This window comes from Phaeobacter sp. QD34_24 (genome assembly GCF_028890115.1).
Taxonomy (GTDB): Bacteria; Pseudomonadota; Alphaproteobacteria; order Rhodobacterales; family Rhodobacteraceae; genus Phycobacter.
Genome location: NZ_JARCJD010000013.1, coordinates 120,486 through 134,947 on the forward strand (window position 1 = coordinate 120,486; position 14,462 = coordinate 134,947).

A 14,462-nucleotide genomic window follows, 5' to 3' on the forward strand; every position below is an offset into this window, starting at 1 on the left:
CGCTCGCACAATTCCCCGGCCCGCGCGATTGTGACTGGAGCGCGGCGCCATTGCAGGGCAAAAATGATCCCATGTTCGATGCCCGCCTCCGCCCCCTGATCGACCCCGCCCTCAATGCCCAGGGCCGGGTGATTGCGCGCTGGGGCATCACGGCCAATCAGGTGACTCTGGTGGGGCTGGCGCTTGGTCTTCTGTCCGCCGCGCTTATCGCGCTGGGGGTGTTTGGCTGGGCTCTGGTCCCGCTGTTGTTGTCGCGCCTGGCCGATGGGCTGGACGGAGCCGTGGCGCGGGCAAGTGCTCCGACGGGGTTTGGCGGCTATCTCGATATCACCTGTGATTTCCTGTTCTACGGCGCGGTGCCCTTGGGCTTCGTGCTGGCGGATCCTGCAGCCAACGGAGTGGCGGGGGCATTCCTGCTCACGTCCTTCTACGTCAATGGCGCCAGCTTTCTTGGCTATTCCGTCCTCGCGGAGCGGCACAAGATGACCAGCAGCGCGCGCGGCGTCAAAACGCTCTACTTCACCGGAGGGCTGTTGGAAGGGGCAGAGACGATTGGTTTCTTCGTGGCACTCTGCTTGTTTCCGGGAGTGTTCGCGCCGATGGCCTGGGTGTTCGGGGCCTTGTGTTTCGTGACGGCTGGTTCGCGGGTGCTGTTGGCCTATCGGGTGTTTTCAGAAAAGGCCGAGTGACTTGCAGTCCTAAAAGAAAAAGGCCCGCCGAATTGGCGGGCCTTTCCGTATTGCAATGGGCAAGCCGCTTACTGCGGGATGTCGCCTTCGATGCCTTCGACAAAGAAGTTCATGCCCGCCAGGGTTCCGTCATCGGCGGTCTCGCCCTCTGCCAGCCAGGCCGAGCCGTCCTGCTTGTTGATCGGGCCGGTGAACGGGTGGTAGGAGCCGTCCGCGATGGAGTCTTTGATCGCCAGAGCCGCAGCTTTGACATCGGCCGGAACCGCGTCGGAGATTTCACCGATGCCGACCATGCCGGGGGCGATGCCATCCCAGGTGTCAACGGAGGTCCAGGTGCCGTCCATCACGGCCTTGGTGCGGGCGATGTAGTAGGGCGCCCAGTTGTCGATGATCGAGGAGACGCGCGGCAGCGGGCCGTATTCGGCCATGTCAGACGCCTGACCAAAGGTGATCACGTTGCCAGCAGCCTGTGCGGCGGCCTGGGGCGCGGTAGAGTCGGTGTGCTGCAGGATCACGTCGGCGCCCTGTTCGATCAGAACCTTGGCGGCGTCGGCTTCTTTTGCCGGGTCGAACCAGGTGAAGGCCCAGACGATCTTGAACTGCACGTCCGGGTTCACTTTCTTGGCGTGAATATAGGCGGAGTTGATGCCGCGGATCACTTCGGGGATCGGGTAGGAGCCGATGTAGCCGACGATGTTCGACTTGGTCATGTGGCCCGCGATGGTGCCTTGCACGGCGCGGCCTTCATAGAAGCGGGCGGAATAGGTCGAGACGTTGTCGGCGCGCTTGTAGCCGGTGGCGTGCTCGAACTTCACGTTCGGGAACTTCTTGGCGACGTTGATGGTCGGGTCCATGTAGCCGAAGGAGGTGGTGAAGATCAGGTCAGCGCCCTGCAGGGCCATCTGGGTGATCACGCGCTCGGCGTCGGGGCCTTCGGCGACGTTTTCAACATAGACGGTTTCGACCTTGTCGCCGAATTCCGCAACCACGGCCTTGCGGCCCTGATCGTGCTCATAGGTCCAGCCGCCGTCGCCGACGGGGCCAACATAGACAAAGCCCACCTTGGTCTTGTCTTCGGCCATGGCGCTGGTGGCCAGGCCCAGGGCCATGGCGGCGCCGGTCAGAAGTTTCGTCAGTTTCATCAAAGGGATCCCCCGTGTTTGTTACTATTGTGCCCGGGCAACCGGGCAGGGTGTTTGGCCTTCCGTCAGATGCTAACGGGAGGCGTGGAAATTGCGACCAAGGGCAGCCGGTGCGCTGCTCTTATCAGCCGAGAGGATGACAAGCACCACAATGGTGATCAGATAGGGCGACATTGCCAGATACTCCACCGGAATGGCAACGCCCGCTGCCTGCAGATTAAGCTGCACCACGGTGACGCCGCCAAAAAGATAGGCACCCAGCAGCACACGCCAGGGTTTCCAGCTGGCAAAGACCACCAGCGCCAGGGCGATCCAGCCGATACCGGCGGTCATGCCTTCGGTCCATTGGGGCACGCGGATCAGGCTGATATAGGCGCCGCCCATGCCCGCGCAGGCGCCACCGAACAGGATCGCGAGGATGCGGATGCGCACGACTTTGTATCCCAGCGCATGGGCCGCATCGTGGTTTTCCCCCACCGCGCGCAGGATCAGGCCGACGCGGGAGTATTTCAACACCGCCCAGATGGCCGCCGTCAGCGCGATTCCGAAATAGAGGATGATGTCATGACCGAACAGGATCGGCCCCACCACTGGCAGATCGCTAAGGACGGGAATATGGATGTCCTGCATCTGCGGCGGTTTGATCCCCACATAGGACTGGCCCATCAGCGCCGAGAGACCCAGACCAAAAAGCGTCAGCGACAGGCCCGAGGCAACCTGATTGGCCTGGGCAAACTGGGTGAGGATCGCAAAGAGCGTCGACAGCGCCGCGCCGGCAATGGCCGCCACGACAAAGCCTAGGAGCGGCGAGCCGCTTTCCACGGCAGTGGCAAAGCCCGCGATGGCGCCCGTGATCATCATGCCCTCGACACCAAGGTTCAGAACGCCTGATTTCTCCACCACCAGCTCCCCCACGGCGGCCAGCAGCAGGGGCGTGGCCGCCACCATGAGGGAGGCGATCAAAAGGACCGGGTTGATTGCAGAAAGATCCATTTACGTGTCCTGCCCCTTGAAAACTCGCGTTTCGATTTCTCGCCGAATCTCGTTGCCCATCGTTCCCGGCCAAATTGGGTTGTGGGACTGCAACAACCGCCAGAATATGCCCATGCTAGCCGGTGGCTCCGGCGAAGAAGTCTCACCCTCGGCGCGCGAAGTTTCGCAAAGATCCTGGTACTCTTTTAAGGCAGACATCACGGCAGGGTCAGCGCGTACGTCTCGCTCCAAAGAATCCATTTCATCGTGGCTGACTTCGAGAACGACTTCCTTTTGGGCTTCCGCATCCCACATCTTGATAGATCTAACCGCCGCTTCCATCACGCCACCTCCGGCTTGCCTAGACGCAGGCGAAAATTGGTCAGAAGGTCAAATGCCAGAAGGAAGAACAGAAGCATTCCCTGGAATACCTGGATCGCCGCCGAGGGCAGACCCATGTTCGACTGGGCGATATCCCCGCCGATGTAGGTCAGCGCCATCAGCCCGCCCGCCAGCATGATGCCCACGGGATGCAACCGGCCCAGGAAGGCGACGATAATGGCGGTGAACCCGTAGCCCACGTTGAAATCGATCGAGACCTGACCGGATGGCCCGGAGACCTCGAACATGCCCGCAAGGCCTGCCAGCATGCCCGATGCGCCAAGGCAGAACAGGATCAGGCGGGCCGGTTTCACGCCCGCAAACCGTGCCGCGCGCGGGGCCTCTCCGGTCAGGCGGATCTGGTAACCCAGCATGTGCCGGTTCAGCAGCACATAGGCGAAGATCACCGCGATCAGCGCTGCAACCACGCCCCAATGCATGCCGGATCCGGCGATCAGATCAGCGTTATGGGCGCTTTCGTATTGCTGCAGGTTACGACTGCCCGGAAAGCCAAATCCTTCGGGGTTTTTCAGCAATCCCAATGACATCGATGCCAGGAATTGCTCGGCCACATAGACCAGCATCAGCGACACCAGGATCTCATTGGTGCCAAAGCGCACCTTCAGAAGGGCCGGGATCATCGCCCAGAGCCAGCCGCCAAAGGCACCCGCAAGGACCATCAGCGGGAAGATGTACCAGGCCTCGTGCGGGTAGAAGGCCAGCCCCATGCCCGCGCCAAAGAGGGCGCCCATGATGTATTGCCCTTCGGCGCCGATGTTCCAGATCCCGGCGCGAAAGCCCAAGGACAGGCCGATGGCGATCAGGACCAGCGGCCCGCCTTTGATCAGAAGCTGTGGGCGGTAGTAGAAGGCGAATTCGCCAAACAGCGGCTCCCAGAAGATGGTGCGGATCGCCTCCACCGGATCCTTGCCGAGGATGGCGAACAGAAGCCCGCCTGCGATCATCGTGGCCAGCACCGCGACCAGCGGCGTCGCCATCGACCAGGCGCGCGAGGGCTGTGGGCGTTTTTCAAGCCGGATCATGTGTCAGCCCCTTCCTTGATAGTCACATTCTGGCAGCGGTCAGACATGGGCCACCTCCATCCCGTGGGCGCCGCCCATCATCAGGCCGATCTCGTCCACCGTGAGGCCGCTTGCAGCCCGCGGGGTGCTGAGGCGGCCTTCGTTGAGGGCAGCAAAACTGTCCGAGATCTCCATCAGCTCGTCCAGATCCTGGCTGATGCAGAGGAGGGCGGTGCCGCCTGCAGCGAGATCGAGCAGCGATTGGCGGATGGCGGCGGCGGCAGAGGCATCGACGCCCCAGGTGGGCTGGTTCACCACCAGCACCTCGGGGCGCTGCAGCACTTCGCGGCCGATGACGAATTTCTGCAGGTTGCCGCCAGACAGGGAGCGCGCTGCATTTTCAGGCCCCGGTGTGCGCACGTCAAAGGTGGAAATCACACGCTTGGCAAAGGCCTTGGCGGCGGGCCAGTTCAGAAAGCCGCGGTTCACGAGGTTCTCGCGCACGGCGGCGGTCAGCATGGCGTTCTCCGTCAGGCTCATGTCCGGCGCGGCGGCATGGCCCAGGCGCTCTTCCGGGGCCGAGAGCAGGCCCAGGCGCCGACGCGCAACCGGCCCCAGCCTGCCGATCGGCTGCCCGTGCAGCTTGACCGCATCCGGCGCAGACAGGGTTTCGCCGGACAATACCGCCAGCAGTTCATCCTGACCGTTGCCGGCCACGCCACCGATGCCAAGGATCTCTCCCTTGCGCAGGCTCAGGTGTATGTTCTTCAGGGAGGTGCCGAAGGCCGAAGGGGAGGGGACCGACAGGCCGCTGATATCCAGCGCCACATTGCCCATGATCCGGTCCGACCGCGTCGGTGTTTTCAGCGCCGTGCCCACCATCATCTCGGCCATGTCGCGGGCCGAGGTTTCAGCCGGGGTGCATTCGCCGACGTTCTTGCCCAGGCGCAGGATGGTGGCGTGATCGCAGAGCTTGCGGATCTCTTCCAGCTTGTGGCTGATATAGAGGATCGAGGTGCCCTCGCTGCGCAGTTTCTGCAGGGTCTCGAACAGGATCTCCACCTCCTGCGGGGTCAGCACCGAGGTCGGCTCGTCCATGATCAGGAGTTTCGGATCCTGCAGCAGGCAGCGGATGATTTCGACCCGCTGGCGCTCCCCGGCAGAGAGATCGCCTACGGTGCGATAGGGATCCAGCGGCAGGCCGTAGGTTTCCGACACCTCGCGGATGCGGCTGGCCAGATCCCGCATCGCGGGCGGGTTTTCCATGCCAAGGGCGATGTTTTCCGCCACATTCAGCGCATCGAACAAAGAGAAATGCTGGAACACCATGGCGATGCCATCGGCGCGGGCGGCACGTGGCTCTGCCGGGGCAAAGGGGGCCCCGCGCAGCAGCATCTGGCCGCTGTCCGGCTTCACCAGCCCGTAGATCATCTTCACCAGCGTCGACTTGCCGGCGCCGTTTTCACCAAGCAGCGCATGCACTTCGCCTTCACCGATGTCGAAGGAGACCTGATCGTTGGCGACGACGCCCGGATAGGCCTTGGTGAGGCCCTGGAGGCTCAAGAGGGGGACTGTCACGCGTGCCGATCCTTCCGTTGTTCCTGTTCCGCGCCTTGCGTCGCGTCCGTTTTCTCATCCCGACCAGCCGCAAGCGCCAGCAGCTGTGCCGCCACACCCACCGCGATCATCTGCGGATGCTTGCCCAGGCCTGGATCCCCGATCGGGCAGGTGATCCGCGCGATTTGCGCCGGCTCATGCCCAAGTGCGGCAAGGCGCGATTTGAACCGCGCCCATTTGGTGGCAGATCCGATCAGACCGGCAAAGGCAAAATCGTGTTTCAGCAGGGCGTGGCATAGCGCCAGATCCAGCTCATGGGAATAGGTGAGGATCAGATGCTGTGCAGTTGACGGCGCGTGAGGCAGCAAAAGGGCCGGGTTTTCGGCCCAAACCGGGGTGACGCCGCCTGGCACGCTGTCCGGAAAGCGGTTTTCTGCGGTATCGACCCAGGTGACCGCATGATCGGGCAGCGGGGCAAGCACATCGACCAGCGCGCGGCCCACATGGCCCGCGCCCCAGATCCACAAGGGGCGTTCGGGGCGATGCACAGGTTCGATCATCCAGCCGTCGATCAGCTGCGCTGCGGGACGATTCCCCCGATTGCGAACCTGGGATAGCTTGCGGTGGACGGAAAGCGGCATGTCACCGTTGCCGCCAGCAGGCCGGGCGATCACGTCAGAGGTCAGAGCTTGCAGATCGGCCGCCTCATAGACCTCGCTCAAGAGCGTCACCGAACCGCCGCAGCATTGGCCCAGATCCGGCCCAAGCGCATGGGTGCTGAGAACGGAAGACTTGCCCTGTGCGGCAGCGCGTCTCGCCGCCTCGAATTCCAGCGCGCCGCCGCCGATGGTGCCGGATTGCGCAAACCCGCCCTCCGTGCGCCAGACCAGCATGGCCGCACCCACTTCGCGCGGGGAAGAGCCGCGAATCGCCGCGATCACAACGCGGGTGACGCGCCCATGAGCGGCCACGGCGGCCTTCAGACCGGCAAGGTCAAACCCCATCCGAAACCCTCCGCGCGGCGTGCCAGATCTCTTCCGCCGTGGCGGGTGCATTCAGCGCCGGGTAGGTCGTGCCAAAGCTGGCCACCGCATCCGACAGGGCCAGCCAGGCGGAGATCCCCAGCATGAAGGGCGGCTCCCCCACCGCCTTGGAGCGGTAGATCGTCTCCTCACGGTTCTGCCCGTCATAAAGCGCCACGTTGAACACATCCGGGCGGTCCGAGCAGGCGGGGATCTTGTAGGTCGAGGGCGCATGGGTGCGCAGGGCGCCCTTGTCGTCCCAGACCAGTTCCTCGGTGGTGAGCCACCCGGCACCCTGAACATAGCCGCCTTCGACCTGGCCGATGTCCAGAGCAGGGTTCAGTGAAGCGCCCGCATCATGCAGGATATCGGCGCGCAGGATCCGGTTCTCGCCGGTGAGCCGATCCACGACCACCTCGGTCAGGGCGGCGCCATAGGCAAAGTAGAAGAAGGGGCGCCCCTGGCCCTTGATGCGGTCCCATTCCAGTTTCGGGGTCTTGTAGAACCCGGTGGACGACAGGCTGATCCGACCCTCATAGCAGAGTTTCGCGGCCTCATCGAAGCTGATCTCGACGGTCGCGCCGATGCGCACACTGCCGCCGTCAAAGATCACCTCAGCGGGAGTTAGCTGATGCAGGCGCGCCAGATGGTCGGCCATGCGGGCGCGGATGGTGTCGCAGGCGGCCATGACCGCCATCCCGTTCAGATCCGAGCCGGAGGAGGCCGCCGTCGCCGAGGTATTGGGCACCTTGGCTGTATCGGTGGCGGTGATCTTCACCTTCTCCAACGGAATGCCGAACCGGCTGGCCGCCACCTGCGCGACCTTCTGGAACAGCCCCTGTCCCATTTCGGTGCCGCCGTGGTTCAGATGGACCGAGCCATCCTGATACACATGCACCAAAGCGCCGGCCTGATTGAGATGGGTCAGCGTGAAGGAAATACCGAACTTCACCGGAGAGAAGGCAAGGCCGCGCTTCAGGCGAGCGTGTCTCTCGTTCCAGGCGGTGATTTCTGCCCTGCGGGCGGCGTAATCGGCGCTCTGCAGCAGTTGCGCGGTCATCTCGTGCAGCTCGAAATCGCTGACCTCCATGCCGTAGGGGGTGGTGTTGTCCCCCGTGGCGGTGCCCGGCGCGGCATAGTAATTGCGCCGCCGCAGCTCGACCGGGTCAAGGTCCAGATCATGGGCGATATGGTCCATCACCCGTTCGATCCCGACCATGCCTTGTGGGCCGCCAAAACCGCGATAGGCGGTGGCGCTTTGCAAGTTGGTCTTCAGGCGATGGCTTTCAATGCGGATCGCGGGGATGGCATAGGCGTTGTCGGAGTGCAACATGGCGCGATCTGCCACCGGCAACGACAGATCCTGTGCCCAGCCGCAGTTCACCAGATGGGTGAACTCCAGGCCCAGAAGCCGACCGTCGGCATCAAACCCCGCGCGGTAGGAGATGCGGAAGGCGTGGCGCTTGCCGGTGATGACCATGTCATCATCGCGGTCATAGCGCATCTTGCAAGGTAGGCCGGTGTGGCGCGCGGCCAGGGCGCAGGCAACGGCCAGCGCGTTGCCCTGGCTTTCCTTGCCGCCAAAGCCGCCGCCCATGCGCCGGGTTTCGACCCGCACGGCATGCATCGGCAGGCCAATCGCCTCGGCCACCTTGTGCTGGATCTCGGTCGGGTGCTGGGTCGATGAATTGACCAGCATGCCGCCATCTTCCTGCGGCAGGGCAAGGGCGGCCTGACCTTCGAGATAGAAATGCTCCTGCCCGCCCAAGTCAAAGGTGCCCTCCACCACGCGCGGTGCGGCTGCAATGGCGGCAGCGGCATCGCCCTTCTCATAGATGCGCGGGCCGTCCTCGAAGCGGCTGTCGGCGGCAAGGGCCTGATCCAGGGTCAGAAGCGGGGTTTCCTCGGCATATCCAATGACAGCCTTGCGCGCCGCGACACGTGCCGCCCGGTGGCTGCTGGCGAGCACAAGGAACAGGGGCTGGCCGATATAGTTGACCGTTCCATCCGACAGGAGCGGCTCATCGTGGTTCGATGGCGAGACATCATTGTCAAAGGGCAGATCCTCGGCCGTCAAAACCGCAACCACGCCCGGGCTGCTGCGCACCGGAGCCAGATCCAGGGAGGTGATCCGCCCCTTGGCGACCTGCGACAGGCCAAAGGCCAGATGCAGCGTGCCGCGCGGGGTGGGGGTGTCGTCCACATAGCGGGCGGCGCCGGTCACATGCAGGCGGGCGGCGTCGTGGGGGAGGGGCTTTGCAACGCTCATTGGCTCACCTCCAGCACGCTGACGGGTTCGCCTGCAAGATCTGCGAAATAGCGCAAGAGCATGTTGCGGGCGCAGTCCAGACGGTAGGCGTCCGAGGCGCGCATGTCGCTCATCGGGGTGAAGTCCTGTCCAAATGCCCCTTGGGCGAGGGTGATCGTCGCCGGAGTCCAGGGCTGACCCAGAAGCGCTGCCTCGACCTGGCTGGCGCGTTTCGGCACGCCCGCCATGCCGCCAAAGGCGATGCGGGCGGAGTGCACGACGCCATTCTCAACCCGGATATTGAAGGCGCCCAGCACCGCCGAAATGTCCTGATCAAACCGTTTCGAGAGCTTGTAGACGCGTAAGGCATCCGGCTGGCGCGGGAAGGACACCGCCTCGACAAATTCGCCGGGCTGGCGGTCCTGTTTGCCGTAGTCGATGAAGAAGTCCTCCAGCGGCAGGTCGCGGCGGGTATCCCCCCGGCGCAGGTGCAGCGTTGACCCCAGGGCAATCAGGGCAGGCGGGTTGTCCCCGATGGGGGAGCCATTGGCGATATTGCCACCCACCGTGGCCGCGGCGCGCACCTGTTGCGACGCATAGCGGCGGATCATTTCGCCGTAGGAGGGATGCAGGGGCGCTAGGGTGGCGCGCATGCGGTTCATATCGACCATGGCGCCGATCCGCACGGTCTCGTCACTGATGTCGATCTGTTTCAGGTCTTCGCAGGCGTCGAGAAAGATCATCTGCCCCAGATCGCGCAGCCCCTTGGTGACCCAGAGGCCCACATCGGTTGCCCCGGCCACAAGGGTGGCCTCGGGGTTGGCGGCGTAAAGCGTGGCAAGCGCGTCCGAAGAGTTCGGCATGTTCTCGAGCGGCGCGGCCTTGGCGGCGGCTTCGGCGGCGATCCAACTGGGCACGGGTTCATCGGCAGCGGCCTCGGCGGCGCGGATGATCGGCGCATAGCCGGTACAGCGGCAGAGGTTCCCGGCGAGGCGATCATCGAAATCCCGCGCGCCTTCCTTGTGGGCGGTGACCATCGACATCACGAAACCGGGGGTGCAAAAGCCGCACTGGCTGCCGTGGTGGTCGATCATGGCGCGCTGCACCGGGTGCAGGCTGCCATCCGGCCCGGCGGCACCTTCGACCGTGCGCACGGATTTCCCGTTCAGTTGCGGCAGGAACAGGATGCAGGCGTTGAGCGGTTTCGCGCCGCGCCCATCCGTCACCATCACCGTGCAGGCGCCACAGTCACCCTCGTTGCAGCCTTCCTTGGTGCCGCAGAGCCCGCGTTCCTCGCGCAGCCAGTCCAGCAGCGTCGCTGAAGGATCCGCTCCCTCCAGCGTTACCTCCTCACCGTTCAGATGAAAGGTGATTGTCATCTTGTGAAACCCGTCGCCTTACCCTGTTTTCCCAAATGGCCAACCCTTCGATGCGACGTAGAAGAGCTGGCGGGATATATGCTTGCTTATCTGACACAGAGTAGAAAGCGTATGTGCGGTCTGGCAAGGAAAAGCGACAGGGCTGCCTCGAATTTACAAATAGGACGTTTTTACCGGCATGCGGAGCATCTTACTTAGTTTTTAAAGGTTTATCTGGCTCCTTGGCGCCTTGGCTTTGCCGCAGGCCGGAAAGGACTTTTCGTGTTTTCCTGATAATGCCGCTCATTATGCGGGCAAAACAGTGGGATCTGGGGAGGGGGCAGCTGCTGCAATCGCCGGGATTTGGGCGCTGACGAATGCGCTTTTATCCGGCGCCCCGGATCGGATAGCTTGGCGTCATGACCGATGCTCCCCGATTCATTCACCTGCGCACCCACACGGAATACTCTCTGCTGGAGGGGGCGCTGCGGCTGAAGAAACTGCCGGACCTGTGCAAGGCAAACGAGATGCCTGCCATCGCGGTGACGGACACCAATGCGATGTTCTCGGCGCTGGAATTCTCGGTCACCCTGTCGGGCGCCGGGATCCAGCCGATCATCGGCTGCCAGGTGGATGTGACCTTCGAGAAAAGCGAGCCGGGAGAGCGGCCCAAGGTTCCGGCCCCCATCGTCCTTTTGGCGCAGAATGAAACCGGGTACGAGCACCTGATGAAGCTGTCGTCCTGTCTCTACGTGGACAAGGGCGGGCAGCTGCCGCAGGTCACGCTGGAAGAGCTGGAGGTGAACTCCGAAGGGTTGATCTGCCTTTCGGGCGGGCCGAACGGTCCGGTGGGCAAGCTGTTGCAACAGGGCCAGCGCCCTGCGGCTGAGGCGCTGATGCAGCGCCTGAAGGCGATCTACCCGGACCGTCTTTATGTGGAGTTGCAGCGCCATCCGGGCGAAGACGGCCAGCCCGAGGCGGAGCGCCTGACCGAGCGCGGCCATGTGGAAATGGCCTATGCGATGGACCTGCCGCTGGTCGCCACCAATGACGTCTATTTCCCCAATACCGAGATGTACGAGGCCCATGACGCGATGATCTGCATCGCCGAGGGCGCCTATGTGGACCAGTCCGAGCCGCGCCGCCGCCTGACCGCGCAGCACTATTTCAAAAGCCAGCAGGAAATGGTGACGCTGTTTGCCGACCTGCCCGAGGCGGTCGAGAACACGGTGGAAATCGCCAAGCGTTGCGCCTTCATGGCCTATCGGCGCGATCCGATCCTGCCGAAATTCGCCGACGACGAGGTGCAGGAGCTGCGCCGCCAGGCCAACGAGGGCCTGCAGAACCGGCTTGCGGTAATCCCCCATGCGGTCAGCGTCGAGGAATACCAGAAACGGCTCGATTTCGAGCTGGACATCATCGAAGGCATGGGCTTCCCCGGCTACTTCCTGATCGTTGCGGACTTCATCAAATGGGGCAAGGATCACGGCATTCCGGTTGGGCCGGGCCGGGGCTCGGGCGCGGGCTCCTTGGTGGCCTATGCGCTGACCATCACCGACCTTGACCCCCTGCGCTACAGCCTGCTGTTCGAACGCTTCCTCAACCCCGAACGGGTGTCGATGCCCGACTTCGATATCGACTTCTGCATGGATCGCCGCGAAGAGGTGATCCGCTACGTGCAAGAGAAGTACGGGCGCGACAAGGTCGGGCAGATCATCACCTTCGGTGCGCTCCTGTCCAAGGCGGCGGTGCGCGATATCGGCCGCGTCTTGCAGATGCCCTATGGCCAGGTGGATCGCCTGTCGAAGATGATCCCGGTCGAAGGCGTGAAACCCGTCTCCATCGAAAAGGCGCTGCAGGACGAACCGCGCCTGCGCGAAGAGGCCAGGAACGAACCCGTGGTGGATCGCCTCCTGACCTATGGCCAGCAGGTCGAAGGGCTGCTCAGGAATGCTTCCACCCACGCGGCGGGTGTGGTGATCGGCGACCGGCCCCTGGATGCGCTGGTGCCGCTCTATCAGGATCCGCGCTCGGATATGCCCGCAACCCAGTTCAACATGAAATGGGTGGAGCAGGCGGGGCTGGTGAAGTTCGACTTCCTTGGTCTGAAGACCCTGACGGTGATCCAGAACGCGGTGGATCTGATCCGCCAGTCAGGCCGCGATCTGCACGTGGCCGCCGATGGTACCCAGCTTTACGAGCCGCCCGAAGGCGCGGTGAATGAGATCAACGCCATCCCGCTGGATGACGAGGCCTCTTACAAGCTCTATTCCGCCGCCAAGACGGTTGCCGTGTTCCAGGTGGAATCCACCGGCATGATGGATGCGCTCAAGCGCATGAAACCCACCTGTATCGAGGACATCGTGGCGCTGGTGGCGCTTTACCGTCCGGGCCCGATGGAGAATATCCCCACCTATTGCGAGGTGAAGAACGGCCTGAAGGAGATCACCTCGGTCCACCCGCTGATCGACCATATCCTTGAGGAAACCCAAGGCATCATCGTCTACCAGGAACAGGTGATGCAGATTGCCCAGGTGATGGCGGGCTATTCGCTTGGTGGTGCTGACCTCTTGCGCCGCGCCATGGGTAAGAAGATCAAGGAGGCGATGGACGCCGAACGCCCCAAGTTCGAAAAGGGCGCGGCGGAGAATGGCGTCGACAAGAAGAAGGCGTCCGAGGTCTTCGACCTTCTGGAGAAATTCGCCAACTACGGCTTCAACAAGTCCCACGCGGCGGCCTATGCGGTGGTTTCTTATCAGACCGCCTGGCTGAAGGCGAACCACCCGGTCGAATTCATGGCCGGCGTCATGAACTGCGATATCCATCTGACGGACAAGCTGGCGATCTATTTTGAGGAAGTCCGCAAGGGGCTGAGCCTGCCCTACGTGCCACCCTGCGTGAACCGCTCCGAGGCGACCTTCAACGTGGTCAATGGCGAACTGGTCTATGCGCTGGGCGCGCTGAAGAACGTTGGCGTCGACGTGATGCGGCTGGTGACCGCGGCGCGGCGCGAAGATGGCACGGAACGGCCCTTTGTCAGCATCTTCGACTTTGCCCGCCGGGTGAACCTCAAGAAGGTCGGCAAGCGCCCCCTTGAAATGCTGGTGCGGGCCGGTGCCTTTGATCAGCTCGACAGCAACCGCCGCCGCCTGTTCGAAAGCCTTGAGGGGCTGGTCAATTACTCTGCCGCGATCCACGAGCAGAAGAACTCCAACCAGGTGTCGCTCTTTGGTGAGGCGGGTGACGATCTGCCCGAACCGCGCCTTGCGGGAACGCCCGACTGGCTGCCTGCCGAACGCTTGAGCGAGGAATTCAAGGCGATCGGCTTCTATCTTTCGGGCCACCCGCTGGACGACTACATGCCCGCCTTGAAACGCAAGGACGTGATGACCCTGGACGAGGTCACCGCCAAGGCCGAGCGCGGCCCCTTCATGGCCAAGATGGCCGGGGTGGTCGCCGGACGGCAGGAACGCAAATCGGCGCGCGGCAACCGCTTTGCCTTTGCCCAGCTCAGCGATCCCAGCGGCGCCTTCGAGGTCACTCTGTTTTCTGAAGTTCTTGAAAAATCGCGGGAGTTTCTTGAGACCGGCGCCAAGGTGGTGATCACAGCCGAGGCCACCATGGAAAGCGATCAGCTGAAACTGCTGGTGCGCTCGGTCGGGCCGGTGGATGCCGCCATTGCCGATGCGGGCAAAAGCTCGCTCCGGGTCTATGTCAGCGATGCGGGCGCCATCGGCACCGTGGCCCGCGTGCTGGAGGATGCCAAATCGGCCGCCCGCAATGCCAGCCGGGGCGAAGTCTTGATGTATCTGCAGGATCCCAGCCTGCCGGGGGATGTGGAGATGGATCTGGGGCAGGTCTTCCCGATCAACCCGCAGATCAAGGGCGCGCTGAAATCGCTGGAAGGTGTTCTGGACGTCGAAGAGATATAGGGGCATCCCCCTTGGCAATCTCTAAAGCTTTAGCAAAAGGGGATCTTTTTGCTGAACGTCATATTAGGGTCAGGACTCATAGCCAGTAAATGACGAGCGCTGCGAGTGCGATGGCTGACAGGAAGACCTTTGGGCACCT

General features: G+C 63.2%; 10 protein-coding genes. 2 read left to right on the forward strand and 8 right to left on the reverse strand.

What is annotated here, in order from left to right:
• Positions 1-71: 71 nt before the first annotated feature.
• Positions 72-689, forward strand: a complete 618-nt coding sequence (locus tag PXK07_RS12240; RefSeq protein ID WP_274848603.1) for a CDP-alcohol phosphatidyltransferase family protein — start codon at positions 72-74, stop codon at positions 687-689.
• Positions 690-757: 68 nt separating this feature from the next.
• Here the strand turns inward: PXK07_RS12240 and PXK07_RS12245 are convergent, their stop codons facing one another.
• From PXK07_RS12245 to PXK07_RS12280, 8 genes are all read right to left on the reverse strand, one after another.
• Positions 758-1,831, reverse strand: a complete 1,074-nt coding sequence (locus tag PXK07_RS12245; RefSeq protein WP_274848604.1) for a BMP family ABC transporter substrate-binding protein — start codon at positions 1,829-1,831, stop codon at positions 758-760.
• A gap of 72 nt (positions 1,832-1,903) precedes the next feature.
• Positions 1,904-2,824 (reverse strand): ABC transporter permease, encoded by a 921-nt coding sequence (locus tag PXK07_RS12250; RefSeq protein WP_274848605.1) that lies wholly within the window; start codon positions 2,822-2,824, stop codon positions 1,904-1,906.
• Entirely contained in the window at positions 2,825-3,145 is a 321-nt protein-coding gene (locus tag PXK07_RS12255; RefSeq protein WP_274848606.1) for a hypothetical protein, read from the reverse strand.
• Complete coding sequence (locus PXK07_RS12260; protein WP_274848607.1) at positions 3,145-4,227, reverse strand: ABC transporter permease; 1,083 nt, start codon at positions 4,225-4,227, stop codon at positions 3,145-3,147. The genes PXK07_RS12255 and PXK07_RS12260 overlap by 1 nt, the downstream gene beginning before the upstream one ends.
• Positions 4,228-4,266: 39 nt before the next feature.
• Positions 4,267-5,784, reverse strand: a complete 1,518-nt coding sequence (locus PXK07_RS12265; RefSeq protein ID WP_274848608.1) for an ABC transporter ATP-binding protein — start codon at positions 5,782-5,784, stop codon at positions 4,267-4,269.
• Positions 5,781-6,767: a xanthine dehydrogenase accessory protein XdhC gene (xdhC, locus tag PXK07_RS12270; RefSeq protein ID WP_274848609.1), complete on the reverse strand. Its 987-nt coding sequence runs from the start codon at positions 6,765-6,767 to the stop codon at positions 5,781-5,783. Before xdhC ends, PXK07_RS12265 begins: the two co-directional genes overlap by 4 nt.
• Positions 6,757-9,054 (reverse strand): xanthine dehydrogenase molybdopterin binding subunit, encoded by a 2,298-nt coding sequence (xdhB, locus tag PXK07_RS12275; protein ID WP_274848610.1) that lies wholly within the window; start codon positions 9,052-9,054, stop codon positions 6,757-6,759. The genes xdhC and xdhB overlap by 11 nt, the downstream gene beginning before the upstream one ends.
• Entirely contained in the window at positions 9,051-10,412 is a 1,362-nt protein-coding gene (locus PXK07_RS12280) for a xanthine dehydrogenase small subunit (protein ID WP_274848611.1), read from the reverse strand. Before PXK07_RS12280 ends, xdhB begins: the two co-directional genes overlap by 4 nt.
• Before the next feature lie 398 nt (positions 10,413-10,810).
• On the opposite strand from PXK07_RS12280, the gene dnaE reads away from it, so the two are divergent.
• Complete coding sequence (dnaE, locus tag PXK07_RS12285; RefSeq protein WP_274848612.1) at positions 10,811-14,323, forward strand: DNA polymerase III subunit alpha; 3,513 nt, start codon at positions 10,811-10,813, stop codon at positions 14,321-14,323.
• The last annotated feature ends 139 nt before the right edge of the window (positions 14,324-14,462 follow it).